A 22,783-nucleotide genomic window follows, 5' to 3' on the forward strand; every position below is an offset into this window, starting at 1 on the left:
AGCATTGGCTCCAGAGGACATATAAAAATGATAGACCAAGTCAAACTAAATTCTTATATCTTGACACAAAAAGAGCTATTCTGACGGCCCCCTGGCGGGTTGCCGTACAGAACAGCTCTTTTATTGTATCTTAACTGGTGAGCTGTAGCGGATCATCCTTACCTCCGCTGTTCTCCTGCAATCGTTCCCGGATCGTTACCTTAACCAGCTCCTGGCTGCCGGAGCAGTCAATGAAGCGGTCTGCGGCCCCGTCCTTCTCTTCCCAGTCATTCAATCTTAGAATGTAGCCTACCGACGCAGTTTCCGGGAGCACTTCGATCCGAGCCACAGCATGGCCATTTTCCATCTGCCGGAAATCGCACTGGCCATCCTGGATGCCTGTACCCCATATCCATAGATTCCAGCCCCGGTAATCACCATCCGGACGTTCATAATGGATCTCAATGATTTTGGACCTTGGCTCAGGCTGACCGTATTTATCATAGAGAATCATCATAGACAACCCTTCAAGCTCTACCTCTGCACCCTGGACAGTACGGAAGGCATCTGTTCCTGCAGAGGTATGATCCACAACGATATTCCAGCAGCTATCCGTTTCGGGGAGCTTATGGCTGATCGGCCCGGGATTTGCATTAAATATTACTACGATATTGTTCCAGACGTCACCACCGGCGTTATTCTTCAGCAGATAGGAGACCACTCCGCCCTCACAGCGGAGGAATTCCAGCGAACGCTCGATCTCCTGACGTCCATGAAGCCGGAAAGCCGGATGATTTCTCCGCAGCGCAATAAGTCCTTTGTAGTACTCAAAGACGGGAAGGAACTTCGCTTTGTTCTCCCAACGGATGGCATTGATGGCATCGGGGCTCCGGTAGCTATTGTGGTCTCCGTATTTACTGCGCAGGAATTCATCACCTGCTTGCAGAAAGGGAATGCCCTGTGAGGTTAGGATGATCCCGTTCGCCAGCAGAGACCGCCGTACAATCTCATCGCCGAGAATATCCTGCCGGTCAACCGCGAAGTAGGGATCGGCATCGGCAACTGCGGCTTCTACCACACCACCGTTCTTCAGCCGTCCATTCTCCAGTTCCGGCAGTTTGGCCGCCTGGCGCAGACCCTGCGTGGCAAGTACCTTATCCCACAGATTCAAATTATCGTGTGCAGTCACATAATTCACCGTTTCCACCGGAGAATCTGTAAATTCATGAATGGCTCCCTTGATCCCGGAAGCAACCGCACCTTCCTTGTCATATTCCCCGGTTACAAAGCCTTTGCCCCAGCCATCGCTGTCGCCTTTGATCGCAGAGCGGAAGTTGTCATTGAAGACTGCATATCCCTTGCCTTTTTGCACACCTTTTAGTGTTTTGGTAGCTAACGGAGAATCCCCGCCAGTCCAAGGCTCACCGTAGATCAGCAGATTCGGGTTGATCTCCAGACGCAGTTCCTCCGTAAGTTCACGCATGGTCACACTATCCATCAGTCCCATGAGATCAAAACGGAACCCGTCAAGGTGATATTCGGAAGCCCAGTAGGCTAATGAATCCTTAATATATTTGCGCACCATCGGCCGTTCCGTGGCCAGCTCATTGCCGACACCGGAACCATTGGAGAGGCGGCCGTTATAGTCATGCCGGTAGAAATAATCGGGAACCAGCGGCTGAAAAGGTCCTTTTTCCACAGAATAGGTATGATTGTATACGACATCCATAATCACGGAGATCCCTTTACTGTGCAGCGCCTGTACCATTTCCTTCATCTCACGAATGCGGGTTCCCGGATCTGACGGATTGGTGCTGTACGAACCTTCCGGCACGTTATAGTGCTGAGGATCATATCCCCAGTTGTATTCAGTGAAAAAAGGCTCCGCTCCCTTTCCGCTGTCTGCTCCGAGTTCATTAATAGTCTGAAAATCAAATACCGGAAGCAGGTGCACATGGGTAATGCCTAGCTCCTTCAAATGATCAATACCCAGCGCATGTCCCGCAGAATCCCGCAGCCCGAATTCAGTAAAAGCCTTGAATTTGCCTTTATGCAGCATACCGGAGTCCTCTGATGAAGAGAAGTCCCGTACATGCAGCTCATAGATCACAGCATCAGCAGGATGAGGCAGAGCAGGAGAGCTATCTAAGACCCAGGCTTCCGGATCAGTGCCACTCAAGTCCACAATGGCTGATCGTATACCGTTGGCCGACACCGCCTTGGCATAAGGGTCCGCTGCCTCTTTAATCGTTCCGTCCTCAAAAACGGCGCGGTACATATAATACTTGCCTTTCAAATCCCCAGAGAAACGGGCCTGCCAGACCCCGCCCTCCTGACGCTGCATATTCACGATACGCCCGCTGTCCCGGTCACCGTAGTTCACGGTTTCTGTCCCATTCCCCCCGGTATCATACAATACCAGCGACACGGTGAAAGCTGTGGGCACCCATACTTTGAAGAGGCTGTAATCTGCAGTATATGTCAATCCAAGATCATTGCCTGTATAAATTTCTATTACTTTCTCTGCATTTATATAATTGCTGTTCATTCATGATCACCATCCCAGTGTTCTCCCCACAGTTGCCGGAAAACGGATCTATTGCTGCTACTATCCAACTATTTCCACATCATTTAAAAATAATACTTGCACGGCTTTGCAAGCGGAGCATCAGGAGTACAGTCTTGCTCAGGTCCAACCCATGACTTGGCTTAACATATTATATGTAACACGATGTTCACAAGTTTGGGTCCAGCAGCCTATTCTGCTGTCTATACTTCCTATATCGGTAGTGATGACTTCTCAATTAAGCTTATCAAGCAAAAGCCGCTATTCTATCGGAAGTATAACCTGCTATGGATTGGATAGCTACTGTAAATTGATGTTATGTACTAACTCATAGCCTATCATATCCTTCTGACGCAGCACCACTATACAATGTTACAACTACTATTTAGAAACAGGCGATCCGCTTAGTAATAAAAAAAACCAGCCCCCCAATTAGGAGGCCGGCATAAAGTAGTTGGAAAAGTAGACTTGCTAAAAAACGGAGTAATGCTTGAAGCAATAATTAATTCACACTGCTCTGCACAAGTGCAGCAACTTCCTCGGCGGTACCGAGCTGCAACGCTTTTGCTGCCATTTCCTTCATGTCTGCGGCAGAGAGCTTGGAAATCTGGCTCCGTGCCGGGAGAATAGAGGTGGCACTCATACTGAATTCGTCAAGACCGAGGCCCAGCAGCAGCGGAATCGCCGTGCTGTCACCAGCCATTTCGCCGCACATGCCCGTCCATTTGCCTTCAGCATGGGCAGCATCGATTACAATTTTGACCAGGCGCAGAATGGCCGGGTTGTATGGCTGATACAGGTAGGATACCCGTTCGTTCATCCGGTCTGCAGCCATTGTATATTGGATAAGGTCATTGGTTCCGATACTGAAGAAATCCACTTCCTTGGCGAACTGGTCAGCTAGAACAGCTGTGGAAGGAATCTCCACCATAATGCCAAGCTGAATGTTGTCAGACACTTCCTTGCCTTCTTCACGGAGCTTGGCCTTTTCCTCCAGCAGCAGATCACGGGCTGCACGGAATTCACCAAGCGTAGCGATCATAGGGAACATGATCCGCAGATCACCGTGGGCACTTGCTCTGAGTAGTGCGCGGAGCTGGGTGCGGAAAATATCCTGACGATCCAGACACAGGCGGATCGCCCGGAATCCGAGGAAAGGGTTCATTTCCTTAGGTAGATCCAGGTACGGCAGTTCCTTGTCACCGCCGATATCCAGTGTACGTACTACAACCGGCTTGCCGCTCATATTCTCCAGCACTGTGCGGTAAGCATTGTACTGAATTTCTTCGGAAGGAAGCTTGTCGCGGCCCATGTACAGGAACTCCGTCCGGTACAGGCCTACACCTTCGCCGCCATTCTCGATTACACCATTCACATCATTTGGTGTACCGATGTTGGCAGCCAGCTCTACATGCTTGCCGTCAGCGGATACGGTCGGCTCGTCGCGGAGCTTTTTCCACTCGGCGATTTGCAGATCATAGGCTGCCTGCTTGGCTTTGTACTCCGCTACCTCAGCATCGCTCGGGTTGATCAGAACATCACCGTTCAGACCATCCACAATCACCAGATCACCTGCCTTGACTTCGGACAGTACATTCTTGGTGCCGACTACCGCCGGAATTTCCAGGGAGCGGGCCATAATGGCCGAGTGCGAGGTGCGTCCGCCGATATTCGTCGTAAAGCCCTTGACGAAGTTGCGGTTCAGCTGTGCTGTATCAGAAGGCGTCAAGTCCTGGGCAATAACAATGACTTCCTCACTGATCTCGGCAGGACTGACATAATGGATACCCAGCAGATGGTTCAGCACCCGTTTGGTCACATCGCGCATATCAGCTGCGCGTTCCTGAAGGTACGCGCTTTTCATATTTTCAAACATCTCAATAAACTGAGTGGCAACTTCATTTAAGGCATAGTCCGCATTAACCATTTCCTCACGGATTTTGTCCATTACGGGACTGATCAGCTCAGGATCTTCCAGAATCAGCAGATGGGATTCAAAGATCTCCGCTTTCTTCTCGCCTAGTTCAGCGAGGGTGCGTTCCTTGATGCTCTGCAGCTCGGCTTTGGACTTCTCCAGCGCGTCTGTCAGTTTGGCAACCTCTGCCTCCACATTACCTACAGCTGTTTTTGTAATGGTATAATCCGGATGTTCCAGGATAAAGGCACGGGCTACGGCAATACCTGCTGAAGCCGCGATTCCTGAAATTTTACTCATGCAGCTCTCCCAGCCCTTCTTTAACCATAACTTCCTGAAGTGCGCTCAGCGCTTCGGACTCTTGACTGCCTTCTGTAATCAAAGTCAGAGTATCGCCTGCTTCAAGACCCAGAGACAAAACGCCAAGGATGGACTTAAGTGTTACTTTTTTACCTTTAGCTTCTGCAAAAGCTTCGGTTTCTTTGAATTTTGTTGCTGTATTTACCAGCGCTGTTGCCGGGCGTGCGTGAATTCCGTCTTCGTCGATAATTCTGAATGTTTTTTGCATGATAATATCCAACTCGCTTTCTGTTCATATAGGATTTGTTTTTTATGGTGAAGGCTACGCTCCCTTTAATTATAAAGGAAGCGCTGCGCCATTGCACATCTTACAGGATACTGATGATATCCTTGTCGCCGATAACCACTTTACCCGGCTTCTTCAGTGTAACTGCAGAACCTTCTGGCAAATTGGAGAAAATGACTGGTGAAATTACGGAAGGCGCATGAGCCTTAACGTACTCCAGATCAACTTCCATAATCGGCTGTCCTGCGGCTACCAGATCGCCTTCTTCGACCAGGATCGTGAAACCCTGACCTTTAAGCTTAACTGTATTTACGCCGATATGAACAAGTACTTCCTTGCCGCCATCGGACATGATACCAATCGCGTGCTTGCTTGGGAAGACGTTGAACACTTTACCGTATACCGGCGAAGCAATCTTACCGTCATCTGACAGGAACGCAAAACCGTCACCAGTCATCTTCTGGGAGAACACCGCATCCGGCACCTGTGTAATATCGAGCAGTTCCCCGTTGACCGGAGATACGATATCCTCAGGAATAATCGCTGTGCCTTCTTCTCCTGTCTTTTTCTCCAGCTCAGGCTGCGGAACAGCTGCAGCTGGTGCGGCAGCTGGAGTTCTGCCGTTCATTACATCCTGAATCTGTGATTTGATCGTATCGGAACGGGTTCCGAAGATCGCCTGCACGTTGTTGCCGACCTCGAGCACGCCTGATGCGCCAAGCTTCTTCAGACGGTTCTTATCCACGCCGGCTTTATCTTTAACTTCTACACGAAGACGTGTAATACAAGCGTCCAGATGAGTGATGTTCTCTTTACCGCCCAGTGCGGCCAAAATGTTACGCGGCAGATCATCGCCACTTCTGGATACATTCTCTGTGCTTATTTCCTCTACATCGTCGGAAGGATCTTCACGTCCCGGTGTTCTGAGGTTGAACTTCCGGATTACAAAGCGGAATCCAAAGTAATAAATAACCGCAAGCACAAGACCTACCGGAATAACCAGCCACCATGCTGTACGGTTTGGAATCACACCGAACAACACATAGTCGATGAAACCGCCGGAGAAGGTCATCCCGATTTTGACATTCAGGATGTGCATGGTCATAAAGGACAAGCCGGCAAATATTGCATGTACTGCGAACAGCAGCGGAGCTACGAACAGGAATGAGAATTCCAGTGGCTCAGTAATCCCGGTCAGGAAGGAAGTCAGTGCCGCTGAAACCATCAAACTGCCGACAACCCGTTTATTCTCAGGTCTGGCTTCATGATAGATCGCCAGCGCCGCTGCAGGCAGACCGAACATCATGAACGGATATTTACCGGTTGTAAAGGTACCCGCTGTGAAATCCACGCCGTCACGCAGCTGCTGCATGAATATCCGTTGGTCACCGCGAACGAGATCCCCGGCCTTATCGACATAGCTGCCGAACTCATACCAGAACGGCGAGTAGAAGATGTGATGCAGACCGAATGGAATCAGGGAACGCTCGATGACCCCGAAGATGAAGGCCGACAGCGTCAGGTTCGTGTTGATCATACTCTGCGATACATAGTTCAGACCATGTTGAATTGGCGGCCAGATGATCGTCAGTGCAAGCCCGAGAAGCAGGGAAGTGACTGCCGTCATAATTGGAACAAAACGTTTACCCGCAAAGAAGCCGAGATAGGACGGGAGCTCTATACGGAAGAACCGCTTGTACATAGACGCTGCTAGTATCCCGACCAGGATACCGCCGAAGACGCCAGTCTGCAGGGTTGGAATCCCAAGTACACTCGCATAGGCGAAGTCCTGCTTGCTCAGCACCCATGCATTAATGCCAAGCACAGTTCCCATGGTCACGTTCATGACGAGGAACCCGATAATAGCCGCAAGCCCGGCTACCCCTTCACCGCCGGCAAGCCCGATGGCTACCCCGACTGCAAAGAGAAGTGACAGGTTACTGAAGACAATTTGTCCCGAATTCATCAAAACATTGGCAATGGCTTGAACCACATTATTCTCCAGTGCCGGAACGTATTGGAGGAAGTCAGGGTTAACCAGCATGTTGCCGATCCCAAGGAGCAAGCCTGCCGCAGGCAGAATGGCCACTGGAAGCATAAGCGCCTTACCGACCCTTTGCAACACACCAAACATTTTTTTGAACATTGAGGTCACTTCCTTAATTGTTAATTTCGTTCAAACAGAAGCCAAAAAAGGCATGAGCAACACAGCATACAGGTTGTTCCTCTAACACAAGGTTAGATTACCCCGACTTGGGGCTGGACAACCAAAATACTGTAAATCACTCATGCCTGATCGTATCAGTTACACGCTTTGTATTCTGTTTAGTTTAACCAGGGATCATTGTAGCACCGTTCTTTTGAACATGCAAGCACAAAAATAACCCCGCAAACAAAGGGTTATCTTGTTTTGATTCCTACTCCGGAAGCTCCATATCTTCTTCATCCTCTTTCTTCTGGGCCAGCCGCTGCAGATGAATCGTCAGGTAGCTTACCTCTGCTGCATACACGGGAATATGCACCCGCTGCTCAATGACCTTAGTCAGCTTCCAGGCCAGCATATACATCTCGGGGTATTCGCGTTTCATCAGTCCATCGAGCGATGAGGTCTCCCGCACAGTCTCCCCCCGGCGCAGCCGTTCCAGTACGAAACGCAGATGGGTCACGAGACGGGAATAATCCAGCGAATCTCTCGGGATATGATAATCCAGATTGTCTTCCACCAGGTTCACCATATCACCGATCAGCAGGGAATGCTGCTTGACCTCGGAGATATGCCGGTTGCTGAGTGCGCTGACAATATGCAAGGCAACAAAACCAACCTCATCCGGCGGCAGCTTTACCCCCATCGCCGCGTTAATCCGTTCCACCGCATACTCCGCCAGGTTGTATTCTTCCGGGTAGATTTCTTTGGTTTCGTACAGAAACGGGTTATGAATGGCTATATTCTGCTCGTTTCGGCGGATGGCGAACGAGATATGGTCAGTAAGCGCTATATGGATATGCTCATTCAGCGGCTGGCGGCTGCTCTGCATAATGTGCAAAACAATCTCCTGCATGACCTCTATGAGCTTCTCTTCGACCTGGGGAACGAGTTGCTTATATTGTTCCTGTTCCTCCTGGTTACGGAGAATAAACATCTTCTCCACAGAGGACAGATTGATCCGGTCGCGTGTTTTACGGTTAAACCCGATGCCCTTGCCAATGACAACCACTTCGGCATATTGGGGATGCTGGGCGATTATCACATTATTATTGAGTACTTTCGCTACTGTTATGCTGCTCACTACGTACACCTCTTCGAATTACGGATTTCGAACTTAAGCAGCAAATATCTTAAAATAAGACTAAACACCATTATACTTAATATTCATTCTAAACATCAAGCTATAATACATGTTTTTTAGTCCAAAATCAGTAAAGAGCAGCGAAAGTAATCATTTCACCCGAAAGGTCTTTGCCGAATATCTGTAGACCAGAAACAAGGCAATCAGCACATAGGCAGCAGAAGCCAGCAGCACTGTCACCGCAAAATGGGCTGGGGTACTCTGAAACTGCATGCATATAATGCCTACACCCAATACAATACTGTTCATGATACTGAAGAATGGATTCTTCACGTTCAGTTCTGTGCTGTAGGGCTGAAAAATATAGTACATAAACAAATGATGCACGGAAAAAAACAGCGACAGGCCAAGAATCGCACCGCTGAAGATCAGCGTGTCCGTCATTCCCCAACTTTCCCCCGATAAGAGAATGAGCACATTTACTACCACACAGATCGCTGCGGCCGGAATCAGATTAAGACCACTGATGCGAAGCAGTCGAACGCGGAAATTGCTCAGGACTGCAGACCGCTCACGATAAAAGCCATACCGCAGCAGACTAAGGTCGCAGTTGAAGAACATCGCCTTGCATACCCGCTCCCCAATAGAGGTGAAACTCATGACAATGACAAGCATGGGCAGCGTGCTCATTATATACTGGACCAGCTTCGAGAATGTATCCGGCGCAGTCAGCAGAATCAGCAGACCGGCTGCAAACAGTGCGCCAATAATCAGCAGCCGCCGCTGAATGGGTTGAATCAGGAAGCGTCTGTGCCGGGAGAAAAAGATTGCGTTCAGGTAGGCATAGCCGGTTTTGTCCGCAAATTGTCCGGGCAGCAGCTGATTGGATGTGAAATCCTTCTCTTGGGTCTCGACCTGCTTCCTATTTGCCTCTTTCATCATCCGTCCCATATCCAGCAGCGGATCATCAATCTTGGTGACCGCGTCCACTGCGTTACGGTAGCCGGGATACCTGGCAATATACAATGCAGACAAAGCTCCTAGGACCACAAGCGCCACACTCAGGGGAAGGTTGAACATTACTCCATCCATATCCATTAGCGCATTTCCCGTGTACAGAGGCACAAATGCAAGCAGATAACCCACTCCAATGGCGGACCAGACCAGACCGTTTTTTTTGACCAGCACTATTTCCCTCGTATCAAATATCCACAGATGGAGTGCTTCACCGGCAATGCGCCATAGTGAAAGCAGCAAGGACAGAAGCAGCCCTTGCCAGAGCGGTGCGCTATATACATGAGCAAATACCATCATCGCAGGCACAAAATAAATAAAAAAAGTCAGCGCCCTGAGCGTCAGGACAGCATGCATGTACTTGTCGGCGGGCAGCCTCATCAGCTTGACACAAATATATTTATCCCGCTTCGGTTCCAAAATAATGGCGTTGGACACAGTGCCCACCCCAAAACTCAGCAATACAAGCACTTGCAGGTACAGATCGTATTGCTCAGGAAGCGTAAGCTCCTTGGCAGCGAGAACGACAGGCAGATACACAATAAGCCCCAGGTAGGCAAACTTGGTCAGGAAACCCCAGATGATTTTCAGAATAAGGGCCACTACGGTAAAAGTCTTCTTCAGGGCGGTCCGGGAATACACGCTGTCATTTACCAGTTTGCCGACCAGAGGTAATCTCCCAAAATAATACAGAAGACGGTTCGCACCCGAGGCCCCCCGGATCTGCATAATGGTGTTCAGCGTGCTAATCATGTTCGCCGCCATCCTTCAGCAATGCAATAATCCGTTCCTCAAACTCAGGACTATGCAGGATGTCTGCAGGGATCTCTTGAAGCACGCCATTGTTCAGCACCACAAGCTCATCACACAGATCGGCAGCAAGCTGCAGAATATGGGTGGAGAAAATAATAATATGATCCTGCTTCATCTCACGGAGCAGCTTCTTGATCTCCAGCGCCACCACTACATCGAACGAAGTAAGCGGCTCATCCAGCAGAATCAGCGGCGGGCGGGTGATGATAAAGCACAGCATCTGGATTTTATTCTTCATGCCGTGGGAATAGCCTTTGATCAGCCGGTGGCGGTCCTCTTCTTCGAAACGGATAATATCAAAATAGTCCCCGATGGTTTTGCCCGGCTGGATTTTGTCCCGGTTGATGTCCATATAGAATTTCACAAACTCATAACCTGTCAGAAACTCCGGGAGAATGGGCAGCGAAAATACATACCCGATCTCCTCTTCTCGCAGCGGCAGGCTGACTTCATCTCTTCGCAGAAAAGCGCCTCCGCTGTCCATGCGTGTTTCTCCGCTCAGGCAGTTGAACAGTGAAGTTTTGCCGGCACCGTTACGCCCCAGCAGGCCGTAAATTTTACCTTTTTCAAATGTAAAGTCGATACCTTTAAGTACAGATTTGTCATCAAAGCTTTTGCGGATATTATCCAGAATCAGCTGCATATAGCCTCCCTACACTTCTCATTAAGTCGAGGAATAGAAAAAAAGGGATGACAAGCTGAAGCTGCCGGTCATCCCAAGGTTCATGATCCTGTTATTCTGCGGGCTTCTCAGCCAGCGCAACTGGTGCTGGAGCCGTAAGAGCTGAAGGCGGACTGACGGATGAAGCCGCCGGCGCTTTGGAGCCTGCCTTTCCTGCCGTCAATCCTTTGATTAAGGCTTCCACATCGATCCCGGAGACGCTTTTGAGCATTTCAGGAGCCGTAGCCATTAACTGGGTCACATAGTTGCTGACACGGGCAGCTCCCTCTCCGTTGCCGGTATCCACCACAGTCAGCTTATCGATGGAAGCCAGCGGCTCGGCGATACGTCCAGCCAGCTCAGGCAGCATCTTCACGATAATATCGAGCACTGCGGCCTCGCCGAATTTCTGGAACGCTTCCGCCAGCTTCTCTTTGGCTTCTGCTTCCGCAAGACCGCGCAGCCGGATAACCTCGGATTCTGCTTTACCTTTAGCCAGCTCGGCATCCGCCACCGCCTGACCCTCCAGCCTCTTTTGCTCGGAAGTAGCTCTGGCCTGGGTTTCAATACTGTATTGCAGGGCATCCGCCTCACGCATTCTTTTAGCCTTGTCGGCTTCTGCCGCCTGCTCTACCGCATAGCGGTCAGCCTCGGCTTTCTTCTTCACTTCGGCATCATACTGTTTCTCACGCACTTGAATTTCTTTGGCTTGCAGATCAATCTCCCGTTCCTTACGCACCAGTTCGACCTTCATCTGCTCTTCAACCACCGTCTGCTTGGCACGCGCCTCCTGAATGTGGTACGCCTGGTCGGCTTCCGCCTTCGCGGTATCCTGATCACGCTTAAAGGCAGCAACCTTCAGCTGATTTTCCTTGGACGCTTCGGCTATATTCGTATCGCGCAGCAGTTCAGCCTTCTGCCCTTGTTCTTCCGCATTAGCCTTCTGAATTCGCGCATCCCGCAGCGCTTCGGCTTCGGCAATTTCTGCATCGCGCTTCACGGCCGCAATCCGCGGCTTCCCGAGCGCTTCCAGATATCCGTGCTTGTCGCGCACATCCTTAATCGTGAAGGACACGATCTGCAGCCCCATCTTCTTCAGATCACGCGCCGCTACCCCCTGAACCTCCTGGGCAAAACGGTCCCGGTTGCGGTATACCTCCTCCACCGTCATTGAGCCTAGAATCGCCCGCAGATGACCCTCCAGCACCTCCTGTGCTTCGCTCTTCAGGGCTTCAATCGGCTTGCCCATGAACTGCTCAGCTGCCGTGGCCACATCCTCGGTGGAGCTGCCCACCTTGATAATCGCCACCCCGTCGGCAATCACAGGTACACCCTGCTCGGTGTACACCTCCGGCGTCGTCACATCCAGCTTGTGGGACAGCAGCGACATGAATTCAGCCTTCTGAAAAACCGGCAGAATAAACGCACCGCCCCCGCGGACAATCTTAATCTTGCGGCCGGAGCCGTCATCGGAAATATGATTGTTACCCAGGAAAGAACCGGTGACAATCATCCCTTCATCGGGGCCAACCGTTTTATACCGTGCCCAAAATGCAATGCCGAGCACAAAGAGCACCGCAACAACCACTGCAGGTATAAATAAGTATTCGGGCAAACCGTACATTACGCGTCCTCTCCTTTTCGCTTTTCGAATTCAGACACAACCGCAACACCTTCTTTGACTTCAACCACTACAACCTTAATTCCGGCAGGAAGCAAAAGGTGATCAAAGCTTGCCGCTGTATGCAGACTATTGCTTGCACCGAACTTCACCATAATCTCGCCATAGCCTTGTGCCGGAACGGGAACCGTTACTTCACCGATTCTGCCGGGGAGCTCGCTCATAGAAAATCCGCTGGACATCTCGCTCTTGTCCATAGGCTTTACCACCCCCAAATACATGACAACAGCCATGAACGCCGCAGACAGCAGGGACAGGGCCAAAATGGGGCCGTTCTCCAGACTGCTGTACCGGGTCAGCAGAATGCCTGCTCCCCCGAATACAGTGATACCTCCCGCCAGAACCGCAGGGCTGATGAAATGAAAGGACACCACATCAAAAATGCCATGAAGGGCACTGCCGATCAGATCTCCCACAATCACGCTGACCACGGCAAAGATGACGCCAAGCGCCAAACAGCCCAAATACAGCGTCTCCATATCGTTCTCCTCCCGTCTTTACTTCCGGACTGTCATACTAGGTTAAACGCACAAACCATGTCCCCGGTTTCACAATCTTGGGTAAATATCTCAGTATTGTAGGATGAAAAGAAAAAAACCGTCCCCCGAAAGGGACGGTTCATAGCTCATTTAAGTATTGACCGGCAGAAGGCTGCCGTTTCGCTTACAGTGCCATTGTATAAATTTCCACAACGTCTTCACGTTGCAGCTTGCGGAAATTCCCAAACGGTCCAAAGCGGACAGCTTTGTCGGCCATGTTGCCAATCTCGCTGTTATCGATATCATAGTCGCCCAGTGTCTTCGGCGCTCCGATGGAATCCCAGAAACGGCGCAGCGCTTCGATACCCTCAAGACCCACCTCTTCATCGGTTCTGCCCGCAGCATCAATGCCAAATACATGAACAGCCAGCTGACGGAAACGGGCAGGGTTCGTGCTGAGGTTGTATTTCATCCAGTGCGGGAAGAGAATCGCCAATCCGCCGCCATGTGGAATATCGTATACAGCCGATACGGCATGCTCAATATTGTGGGTTGCCCAGTCTCCCGCAAATCCCATGCTTACCATTCCGTTCAGTGCCATTGTGCCGCAGTACATAATCGTTTCGCGCAGTTCGTAGTTGTTCAGGTCTTCAACCAGCTTCGGCGCAGTGGCAATCACTGTGCGAAGCAGCGCCTCACAGAACCCGTCCTGCACTAGTGTATTACCGTCAGTATGGAAATAATGCTCCAGCACGTGGGACATGATATCCACCATCCCGTAAACGGTCTGGTCACGCGGCAGAGTGAAGGTATTCTCCGGATCAAGAATCGAGAAAGCCGGGAAGGCGTGAATACTGCCCCAACCCATTTTTTCTTTGGTGACTTCATTAGTGATCACGGAGCCATTGTTCATTTCCGAGCCTGTAGCAGCCATAGTGAGCACTGTTCCCAGCGGAAGAGCCCCCTGAGGAGCGGCCTTGCGCTCTACAAAGTCCCACATATCCCCGTCATATTTCGCACCCACTGCAACCGCCTTGGCACAGTCCAGGACGCTTCCGCCGCCTACGGCGAGGATCAGATCAATATGATTCTCACGGCACAAGGCTACACCCTTATGTACGGTGGACAGACGCGGATTCGGTTCTACACCGGACAATTCCGTAACTACTGCACCAATGGCCTTCAGCTCGTTGATTACATTCGCATACAGACCGCTGCGCTTGATGCTGCCGCCGCCGTACATAAGCAGTACATTCTTACCGTATTTGGGCACTTCCGTCTGGAGTGCACTAAGGGTACCTTGTCCAAAAATCAACTTGGTAGGATTATAAAATTCAAACTTGCGCATAAGGACGAACCTCCGTTTAGTTCAGGAATGTGATGCAATATTCTATTATAGACCTCTGATCGGCAGCATTCAAATCAGTTCCTGGCGAACAGAAGCTCTGCGCAAAAAGATGCCCCCGTGCCAAGCAGCAGGGGACATCTCACAGGGTAGAGCTATTGGATTAGCAGGAGCCGTGTTGGCTCACCGGAAGCCAAGGCTGTTGGCAAAGCGGTGGAACGCCGCCTGACCTTCCGCGGTACGCTTATACACACCGGCATGCTCAAGAATATGGGTGAACTTGATGCCGACCTCATTTTGTACCGTCTTGACTGCTTCTTCACGGTCCATGGCAGTGCCAAAGCGGACAGCCAGTTCCTGAATCCATGAAGCATGCTGTGCCAGTGCGTGATCTGCCTGGGACTGGACAGCATCCAGCAGCGCCGTATCTCCCGCCAGAATACCGGCAATGGCATCCAGTTCTTCCTTCAGGCGGCCTGGAAGAATCGCGAGACCCATGACTTCGATCAGGCCGATATTTTCTTTTTTGATATGGTGCATTTCCCGGTGCGGGTGAAAAATCCCTTCAGGGTATGTCTCGCTGGTCCGGTTGTTGCGCAGCACCAGATCCATTTCAAAACCGCCGTCCTCCGCCCGGCGCACGATAGGCGTAACGGTATTATGCCGGGTCTGCTCCCCGTCCACCTCGCTTGAGGCTAGTATTTCAGCTGTAGGATCACTATAGGTTTGCCAGGCCTCATAGATCGAATTCCCGCACTCCAGCAGCACTGCCGGATCTGCACCCTGCAAACGCAGTACCGACATCGGCCATTTCACGATACTGAGGCTTACACCCGGATAAGCCTCGTGAGTGAAGGTGGCCTCCTTTGGCGCCTTCTGGATCGGAAAGGTGTGGCGGCCGCCCTGAAAATGATCATGGGTCAGAATCGAGCCGCCGACAATTGGCAGATCCGCATTGGAACCGATGAAGTAATGCGGGAAGGTCTCCACAAAGCTCAGCAGACGCTTAAGCGTATCCTTAGTCAGCTTCATCGGCACATGATCGTGATGGAACACGATGCAGTGCTCGTTGTAGTAGACGTAAGGCGAATACTGGAGGAACCATTTCTCATTATTCAGCTTCAGCGGAATCACACGCAGATTCTGCCGGGGCGGATGATTGAGCCTTCCGGCGTAACCGACATTCTCGCGGCACAGCAGGCATTTCGGATAGACCGGAGGAGGAAGCAGCCGGGCCATGGCAATTTCCTTCGGGTTTTTCTCCGGCTTGGACAGATTAATCGTCATTTCGATGTCACCGTACGGAGATTCCTGCAGCCAGAACACGTTTTTGGAGATCCGGTCCATGCGGATATAATTGGAATCTATGCTTAACTTGTAAAAGCGGTCCGTCGCCGCCTGAATACCTTTTTCAGCTGTGAGGCTGTAGAATTCGGCATTTACCTCGGAAGGACGGGCCATGAGGAGGCCCATGATCTTGGCATCCAGCAGGTCGCGGTACGTATCCGAATTTTCGGGAATCAGGCCCATTTCAAAGCCATAGTCAATCAGAACATCCAGCGGAGCTTGCGGACTCTCCAGTGGAGCTTCTGCGAATTCGGCAGCATACGGCTCGCTGAAGCCGAACTGATCCAGCAGTTCATTGCGGCTGTAGTCCACGTCCGCAGGCTGAATCAGCTGCTTATGGATTGCAAACCCTACCAGCTGCTCGATCGCATACAGCGCCTTTTCCGCAGATGGAGCGGTATTATTATGGTTATTCATTTCAATTCTCCTTCATGTGCCGTAGCTTATTCCCCGTACCCTTGCGGATTGGCCGAATGCCAGTTCCAGGCGCTTTGAATGATCCCCTCAACATCGGCATGCTGCGGGTTCCAGCCAAGCACAGAGCGGGCTTTGTCGGAGGAAGCTACCAGTACAGCCGGATCTCCGGCGCGGCGTTCCTGAATTACCACCGGAATATCAAGGCCGGTTACCTTTTTCGCAGTTTCAATGACCTGCTTGACGGAGAAGCCCAGCCCGTTGCCCAGGTTGAAAATATTGCTGGCGCTGCCGCTGCGCAGATAGTTGACGGCCCGTACATGGGCATCGGCCAGATCGCTGACATGGATATAGTCGCGCACACAGGTTCCGTCTTCTGTCGGATAATCGTCACCGAATACCGCAATGCTCTCGCGCTGCTTCAGCGCGGTTTGCAGCACCAGCGGAATGAGATGGCTCTCCGGACGGTGGTCCTCGCCGATCTTGCCGCTGGCATGTGCACCTGCGGCGTTGAAATAGCGCAGCGCCACATATTTGATGCCCAGTACCTTGTCGAACCAGGACATCATCCGTTCCATAGTCAGCTTGGTTTCGCCGTATACATTCGCCGGCTCGGTGCGGTCGGTTTCCTCAATCGGCACCTTTTCCGGTTCGCCATAGGTTGCGGCTGTCGATGAGAAGACGATTTTGTCCACACCGGCATGCTGCATCGCTTCCAGAAGGCATTGTGTGCCGTAAACGTTGTTGTCGTAGTATTTGACCGGGTCCTTCATGCTCTCGCCAACCAGTGAGCTTGCAGCAAAGTGGATGACGGCGTCGATCTTATTTTCCGAAAAGAGCTTGGAGAGTGTTACCTTGTCGCGCAGGTCGCCCTCATACAGCTTGCCGCCCAGAAGCGCCTCACGGTGCCCTGTCAGCAGATTATCGATCACCACTACCTCTTCACCACGATCCAGCAGCTCCGCTACTGTATGAGAACCGATATACCCTGCTCCACCTGTTACCAGAATCGCCATCTTACTTCACTCCTTTCAGTTCTTCTACGCCATTGCCGATTCCGCATACATAGAACTCACCGGTAAGGCCGGTTCTGTTCTTGTAGGCTTCTCCTACTTCACGGATAAACCGTTCCACATCATCTTCATGCACCAGCGATACGGTACAGCCGCCAAATCCTGCGCCAGTCATACGTGAGCCGAGCGTACCAGGAATCTTCTGTGCTTCTTCCACCATGACATCCAGCTCTTCGCAGCTGACTTCATAGAGGTCGCGGAGCGAGACGTGGGAGTCATTCATATATAAACCGAACTGCTTCAGGTCGTTGTTCTTCAGCACTTCTACGGAATCGAGCACACGCTGATTCTCTTCCACTACATGGCGGGCACGGCGTCTTACCGTTTCGTCGGTGATTTTATCCTTGTGTATTTCGAATTGTGCGGGTTTCATCTCTGCCAGGTAAGACAGGGAAGGAACCTCCTGCTTCAAAATCGCCAAGGCCTCATCACACTGGCTGCGGCGCTCATTGTATTTAGAGTCCACCAGGCCTCTCTTCTTGTTCGTGTTGCCGATCACCAGCTTGTAGGAGCCGGTTACAAAAGGAATCAGGCTATACTCCAAGGTGTCGCACATGAGCAGGATCGCCTGGTCACGCTTGCCGTTGGCTACGGCGAACTGGTCCATAATTCCTGAATTCACACCTACGTACTGATTCTCCGCGCGTTGGGACAACAAAGCGATTTCTACAGTATCCGTATCTCCGCCAAGCAGCGTCAGGAAGGCAAACCCGGTGACCACTTCAATGGAAGCCGAGGAGGACAGGCCTGAGCCGTTCGGAATTTCGCCATGGAACAGGAGGTCGTAGCCTGCGGATACCGGAAGATCTTTTTTGGCCAGCTCCACCATCACACCGACCGGGTAGTCTACCCATTCGCCAGTCTTGGCTTTACCGATTTCACTGTAGTCAATCGAGGCCTCATATGGAAAATTCGTCGATGCGAACCGAACCTTGCCATCCTTGCGCGGACGCACAATCAGTGTGGTTCCGAAGTCCAGTGCTGCCGGAAACACGTAACCTCCGTTGTAGTCCAAATGCTCACCGATGAGGTTTACCCGACCCGGAGCATAGAATACACGCACCTCCTCTGTGCTCTCTCCGTATTTCTCGATAAATTTGACTTTCAGATCCTGTATGCTCATTAATGCCACTCCATCCTTTCGCTGCTTCTCGTTTTAACTTTTGGAAATCGTATTGCTTCGTTTATGCTTACATTATAATAAAATCAGACTTGCCCTGATAATGCAATCATGTGTGTAATGTATGGACAAATGTGACTTCCCGTAAAAGAAGCGATATAATCAAAAGTAAGATTATTCTTCTCATTCACCCGCCCTTAGGGCTATGATTGCGCTAACGGGGGAAAGGCGGTTCCAGTGTGGAACATACTTATTCCGTAGGATCAAATCCGGTGGTTTACGACAATCAGCACTTACATGTGCTTTTTGCCGGCGAGAGCCAGACGCTCCCGCTGCATCAGGCCGGCCCCAAAATCTATGATTACTTCCTGCTGCACTTCATCGAATCCGGCTTCGGAACCTTCCGGACGGAGGAGCGGAAATACGAGCTGGGACCGGGAGACTGCTTCCTGATTCATCCCGGACAGCTGGTCAGCTATCTCTCTGATGAAGACCAGCCCTGGCGTTACCGCTGGGCTGCATTCACCGGCACGGACGCAGACGCGCTCGTGCTGCAGACCGGCTTCACTCCGCAGAAGCCGGTCCTGTCCACCCTCGAAGGCAGTACCTTTCCCGGCGCACTGGCCGGGATGATGCGTGCCTTCTATGCGGGCAAAGAGAGCGCCCATCTGACCTCGCTGGGCTATCTATACCTGATCGTCGGCGAAGCAGCCGAGCTGCTTCTCTCCTCCTCCCGGCTCCCCGGCCCGGAATCGCAGGTGAAGCGCACCGTGAAGCAAATGATCCACTACATGGCTGCCCAATATGCCCATCCCGTCTCCATTGAGCAGATGTGTGCCAGCCTTGGCTACAACCGCGCCTACCTCTCACGCATCTTCAAGCAGGAAACGGGCCTCTCGCCCGTCACCTATCTGCTGAAGCTGCGTATCGAGAAATCACGGCAGCTCCTGCGCGAGCGCCCGGAGCTGTCCGTCGAGCAGGTGGCCGCCTCGGTCGGACTGACGGACGCTCTGTACTTCTCCCGCCAGTTCAAACGCCTCTGTGCCCAGTCGCCTACCTCTTACCGGATTACAACCGCAAGGCATGGAGAGAAGAAATAGGCTGTTGATATTCTGTAACTTAGAACAAATATATGTCCTTTGACTAAGGCCGGAGCTTGCAGGCCGGAGCCTGCAAGCTGGTAGACTGCTGGATGGGACGCAGCAGGCTGTTGATGGCGCCAGTAGGGACTGGATAGGGCGAACATTAGGCCGCTGGATGCGACGCAGAAAGCTGCTGGATAGGCGCCAGTAGGCCCACGGATGGCGCGCAGCAGAAGTTTGGAACGATCCGGTGCGTTGATCAGACCAACTCGACTGCATCCAGCACCCGATAAGTGCTAAGTTGGAATTTGTATCACTAATCTGCAGAATTCTACCTCGCCCAGATGCTTAGTGGATTTTATACACCTATTTTGAGCCAAATGAGGATAATTACCTGATATGGAGCAGATTAGGTCTACTTATTCCCACTATTGCCGCTTGAATGGCCAAATGTCTCGAATCAGGTCTACTTTTTCCACTTCCCCCACGGATCTTCTTCCATCAGCACTATTCTGAGACGGCACTCCGCAGCAAGTGCCTCTCATCGGATTGCAGCAAAAGCCCGTTTCCGGTCAGGAAGCGGGCTTTTGCTATGTGAGTGCAGATGATTATAAAAGCGGCTGTTCTCAGGACTCGCTGTCCGTCTTCAGGATCGTTTCGATCCGGTCCAGCTCCTCTTGTGAGAACTCGCCATGCGATAATGCGGCAATGTTCTCCTCGATCTGGCTGACCCGGCTTGCGCCGATCAGCGCGGAAGTGACTCTCCCGCCGCGTAGGGTCCAGAGTAGTGCGAATTGCGCCAGGGACAGGCCGCGCGAGACGGCAAGCTGATTGAGCGCGTGGATCTTGCGAAGCACTTCGGGTGTAATCCGGCTTTCGTTCAGAAATACGGACGGGCCTGCTGCCCGAGAATCATCGGGAATGCCGTTCAGATATTTATTGGTTAAAAGGCCTTGTGCGAGCGGGGTGAAGGCGATGCTGCCGACGCCGTGCTCCTCCAGCACGTCCTGGAGGCCGCCTTCGATCCAGCGGTCAAGCATGGAATAACGGGGCTGATGGATCAGCAGCGGTGTGCCAAGGTTTTTCAGAATACGTACGGCCTCCACGGTCTGCTCCGCTGTGTAGTTGGACAACCCCACATACAGCGCTTTGCCGGAACGGACAGCAGTATCCAGTGCCCCCATCGTTTCTTCCATCGGCGTCTCCGGGTCAGGACGGTGCGAATAAAATATATCCACATAATCCAGCCCCAGCCGTTTCAGGCTCTGATCGAGGCTCGCCAGCATATACTTGCGTGAACCCCAGTCCCCATAAGGACCCGGCCACATATAATACCCCGCCTTGGTTGAAATAATCAACTCATCACGGTAGGGTGCCAGATCGCGGGCGAGCACCCTGCCAAACATCTCCTCCGCAGACCCCGCAGGCGGGCCGTAGTTATTGGCCAGATCAAAGTGGGTAATTCCAAGATCGAAGGAACGGGTGATCATGTCCCGGCCATTCTCATAGGCATTGATCCCCCCGAAGTTATGCCAGAGTCCCAGTGAGATTGCCGGAAGCTTGAGGCCGCTTTTGCCTGTACGGTTATAACGCATCCCTTCATACCGTTCGTCGCTAGCCACATATACCATTATCCATCCCTGCCTCTCGTTTCGCTGATGTCGCGCAATACAAGATGAACTTGAGAATGGATAACGATCATTGCGAAATCGCCTTAAATAACAAGGCATTCCGCCGCAATGATAGGCCCAGCATTCTCAAGTTCACGTTCTATACCCTATTTTAAACCTCCCGGGATCAATGTAATCTCCCAGGATCATGCAGCATGGATTACAGCGACCGTATGGCGTTTGCTGAGAGCTACAGCAACTTCTGTATTCTGCCCGTCACTTCGCCGATACGATCCGTCAAGATCAGGTCTGCCTTATGATCATACGGGGTCGGCTCTCCGTTCAGAAGCACTGTGTGCCGGCCACGGAAATAAGTAATCAGGCTGGCGGCCGGCTGCACAGTAAGCGAAGTACCTCCGATGATAATCAGATCTGCAGCCGCGATGGCCGCGACAGATTCCATAAGGACATCATGATCGAGCTCCTCTTCATAGAGCACCACATCCGGCTTGATAATCCCGCCGCAGGCCGGGCAGCTCGGAACGATGTCCTTTATTGCAAGCACCTGATCCAGCCCATACGGAAGCGAGCAATCCATGCAATGGTTGCGGTGAATGGAACCATGCAGCTCCAGCACGCGCCGGCTTCCGGCAAGCTGATGCAGGCCGTCGATGTTTTGCGTGATAACGGCCTTAAGCTTGCCGCCGCGCTCCAGTTCCGCCAGCAGCAGATGCGCACCATTCGGCTTCGCTTCGGGATGAATCATTTTACTGCGGTAGAAGTCAAAAAATATGTCAGGTGAGGACATGAAAAAGCTGCGGCTCAGCATCACCTCCGGCGGATAAGGCGAATTATGCTGCTCCCTATACAGACCTGCCGCCGAGCGGAAGTCCGGAATCCCGCTTTCCGTGGATGTGCCGGCGCCTCCAAAAAAAACGATGTTGCCGCTGTCCTTGATCCAGGAAACCAGTGTCTGCAATGAATCCATAAGTCTGCACGCATCCTTTCTATATATAGCTCAGATTGTGAGGCGAAGCTGATGAAAACCCGAGATAACAGTATCCGCATCCAGTAAATGGGCGGTGCTCCCGGCTGGGGATATGCCAACGGACAGCCGCAGGCCTGCGCCTTTGCCGAGCTGCATGTCGGCATTGCTGTCGCCGATAATAACCGTCTCTGCAGGTCTGAGGCCCAGCTCCCGGCAGGCAGTCTCCGCCATTTCAGGCGCAGGCTTGCCGTGGGTCACACGGTCTCTCGTAACCACAGTGTCAAAATAACCCGTAATCCCCATCCATTCCAGCTGCTCCCCGGTGGTAGAAGAACCGTCGGAGGTGACTACGCCAAGCTTCAATGAAGCTGCCGCACATTGCTGCAGAAAAGGCAGCAGATCGGGCAACGGCTGTGCCGACTTGCGGCGGCGCAGCTCGTTCATCGCTTCCTTGCCGATGGCCGTTATACGGGCCAGGGCTTCATTCCAAGGAACTCCTGCTGAATAGAGCTGCCAGGCCAGAATGCCGCCCGTCTCCTCTGCGGTAGCCATGGACAGCGGTCCGGCAGGGTCATAGCCGATCACTTTCCCCGCGGCGTCATGGACCGTGCCCAGCACCTTGGCGATGCCTGAGCCCAGGCGGTTTTCTTTTCCAATAAGTGCGAGTTGATTCTCCAGTCCTTCCAGCATCAGGTTAGCCCAGGTTCCCCAGGTAGCGAGTAGATCAAGCAGAGTGCCATCCTTATCGAACAATATACCCTTGCAGGGTACAGCTAACCCATTTACATGCAGTACGGCCATTCTTCGGCTCCTTTCCTGTGGA

General features: G+C 51.9%; 17 protein-coding genes. 1 reads left to right on the plus strand and 16 read right to left on the minus strand.

The annotated features are described in order from the left end of the window. Nucleotides 1-130 precede the first annotated feature (130 nt). The 13 genes from pulA to A3848_RS09395 all read right to left on the minus strand — a co-directional run bounded on the left by pulA (nucleotide 131) and on the right by A3848_RS09395 (nucleotide 18,283). Nucleotides 131-2,527: a type I pullulanase gene (pulA, locus tag A3848_RS09335; protein WP_074084680.1), complete on the minus strand. Its 2,397-nt coding sequence runs from the start codon at nucleotides 2,525-2,527 to the stop codon at nucleotides 131-133. A gap of 520 nt (nucleotides 2,528-3,047) precedes the next feature. Further along, complete coding sequence (gene ptsP / locus A3848_RS09340) at nucleotides 3,048-4,760, minus strand: phosphoenolpyruvate--protein phosphotransferase (RefSeq protein ID WP_074084681.1); 1,713 nt, start codon at nucleotides 4,758-4,760, stop codon at nucleotides 3,048-3,050. Then, complete coding sequence (locus A3848_RS09345; RefSeq protein ID WP_074084740.1) at nucleotides 4,753-5,028, minus strand: HPr family phosphocarrier protein; 276 nt, start codon at nucleotides 5,026-5,028, stop codon at nucleotides 4,753-4,755. Before A3848_RS09345 ends, ptsP begins: the two co-directional genes overlap by 8 nt. A 100-nt stretch (nucleotides 5,029-5,128) precedes the next feature. Further along, complete coding sequence (ptsG, locus tag A3848_RS09350; protein WP_074084682.1) at nucleotides 5,129-7,192, minus strand: glucose-specific PTS transporter subunit IIBC; 2,064 nt, start codon at nucleotides 7,190-7,192, stop codon at nucleotides 5,129-5,131. A gap of 271 nt (nucleotides 7,193-7,463) precedes the next feature. Then, complete coding sequence (gene glcT, locus A3848_RS09355; RefSeq protein WP_074084683.1) at nucleotides 7,464-8,333, minus strand: glucose PTS transporter transcription antiterminator GlcT; 870 nt, start codon at nucleotides 8,331-8,333, stop codon at nucleotides 7,464-7,466. A gap of 150 nt (nucleotides 8,334-8,483) precedes the next feature. Then, the gene (locus A3848_RS09360; protein WP_074084684.1) at nucleotides 8,484-10,100 is read right to left on the minus strand and encodes a hypothetical protein; all 1,617 of its coding nucleotides are present in this window, start codon (nucleotides 10,098-10,100) and stop codon (nucleotides 8,484-8,486) included. After that, a complete protein-coding gene (locus A3848_RS09365; protein WP_074084685.1) occupies nucleotides 10,093-10,803 on the minus strand; it encodes an ABC transporter ATP-binding protein in 711 nt (236 codons plus the stop codon). The genes A3848_RS09360 and A3848_RS09365 overlap by 8 nt, the downstream gene beginning before the upstream one ends. A 91-nt stretch (nucleotides 10,804-10,894) precedes the next feature. Further along, nucleotides 10,895-12,445 carry a flotillin lipid rafts scaffold protein FloT gene (locus A3848_RS09370; protein WP_143192366.1) on the minus strand — a complete coding sequence of 517 codons (1,551 nt, stop codon included), beginning with the start codon at nucleotides 12,443-12,445 and terminating at the stop codon, nucleotides 10,895-10,897. Beyond that, nucleotides 12,445-12,981 (minus strand): NfeD family membrane protein, encoded by a 537-nt coding sequence (locus tag A3848_RS09375; protein ID WP_074084686.1) that lies wholly within the window; start codon nucleotides 12,979-12,981, stop codon nucleotides 12,445-12,447. The genes A3848_RS09370 and A3848_RS09375 overlap by 1 nt, the downstream gene beginning before the upstream one ends. Nucleotides 12,982-13,165: 184 nt before the next feature. Continuing rightward, nucleotides 13,166-14,329 carry an iron-containing alcohol dehydrogenase gene (locus tag A3848_RS09380; RefSeq protein ID WP_074084687.1) on the minus strand — a complete coding sequence of 388 codons (1,164 nt, stop codon included), beginning with the start codon at nucleotides 14,327-14,329 and terminating at the stop codon, nucleotides 13,166-13,168. Between the two features lie 180 nt (nucleotides 14,330-14,509). Further along, nucleotides 14,510-16,090 carry a UDP-glucose--hexose-1-phosphate uridylyltransferase gene (locus A3848_RS09385; RefSeq protein ID WP_074084688.1) on the minus strand — a complete coding sequence of 527 codons (1,581 nt, stop codon included), beginning with the start codon at nucleotides 16,088-16,090 and terminating at the stop codon, nucleotides 14,510-14,512. A 26-nt stretch (nucleotides 16,091-16,116) separates the two neighbouring features. After that, nucleotides 16,117-17,103, minus strand: a complete 987-nt coding sequence (gene galE, locus A3848_RS09390) for a UDP-glucose 4-epimerase GalE (RefSeq protein ID WP_074084689.1) — start codon at nucleotides 17,101-17,103, stop codon at nucleotides 16,117-16,119. 1 nt (nucleotide 17,104) lies between these two features. Next, the gene (locus A3848_RS09395) at nucleotides 17,105-18,283 is read right to left on the minus strand and encodes a galactokinase (RefSeq protein ID WP_074084690.1); all 1,179 of its coding nucleotides are present in this window, start codon (nucleotides 18,281-18,283) and stop codon (nucleotides 17,105-17,107) included. Between the two features lie 236 nt (nucleotides 18,284-18,519). Here A3848_RS09395 and A3848_RS09400 point away from each other — a divergent pair, with 236 nt between their 5' ends. Further along, nucleotides 18,520-19,380 (plus strand): AraC family transcriptional regulator, encoded by an 861-nt coding sequence (locus A3848_RS09400; protein WP_074084691.1) that lies wholly within the window; start codon nucleotides 18,520-18,522, stop codon nucleotides 19,378-19,380. Nucleotides 19,381-19,988: 608 nt separating this feature from the next. On the opposite strand, the gene mgrA is transcribed toward A3848_RS09400, so the two are convergent. The 3 genes from mgrA to A3848_RS09415 all read right to left on the minus strand — a co-directional run bounded on the left by mgrA (nucleotide 19,989) and on the right by A3848_RS09415 (nucleotide 22,761). After that, nucleotides 19,989-20,993 carry an L-glyceraldehyde 3-phosphate reductase gene (mgrA, locus tag A3848_RS09405; protein ID WP_074084692.1) on the minus strand — a complete coding sequence of 335 codons (1,005 nt, stop codon included), beginning with the start codon at nucleotides 20,991-20,993 and terminating at the stop codon, nucleotides 19,989-19,991. Nucleotides 20,994-21,222: 229 nt separating this feature from the next. Then, on the minus strand, nucleotides 21,223-21,960 hold the full coding sequence (locus A3848_RS09410; protein ID WP_074084693.1) for an NAD-dependent protein deacylase: 738 nt from the start codon (nucleotides 21,958-21,960) through the stop codon (nucleotides 21,223-21,225). A 30-nt stretch (nucleotides 21,961-21,990) separates the two neighbouring features. Continuing rightward, nucleotides 21,991-22,761 carry an HAD family hydrolase gene (locus A3848_RS09415; RefSeq protein ID WP_074084694.1) on the minus strand — a complete coding sequence of 257 codons (771 nt, stop codon included), beginning with the start codon at nucleotides 22,759-22,761 and terminating at the stop codon, nucleotides 21,991-21,993. Between the last annotated feature and the right edge of the window lie 22 nt (nucleotides 22,762-22,783).

Source organism: Paenibacillus sp. P32E (assembly GCF_001909085.1).
Classification (GTDB): Bacteria; Bacillota; Bacilli; order Paenibacillales; family Paenibacillaceae; genus Paenibacillus_AQ; species Paenibacillus_AQ helianthi.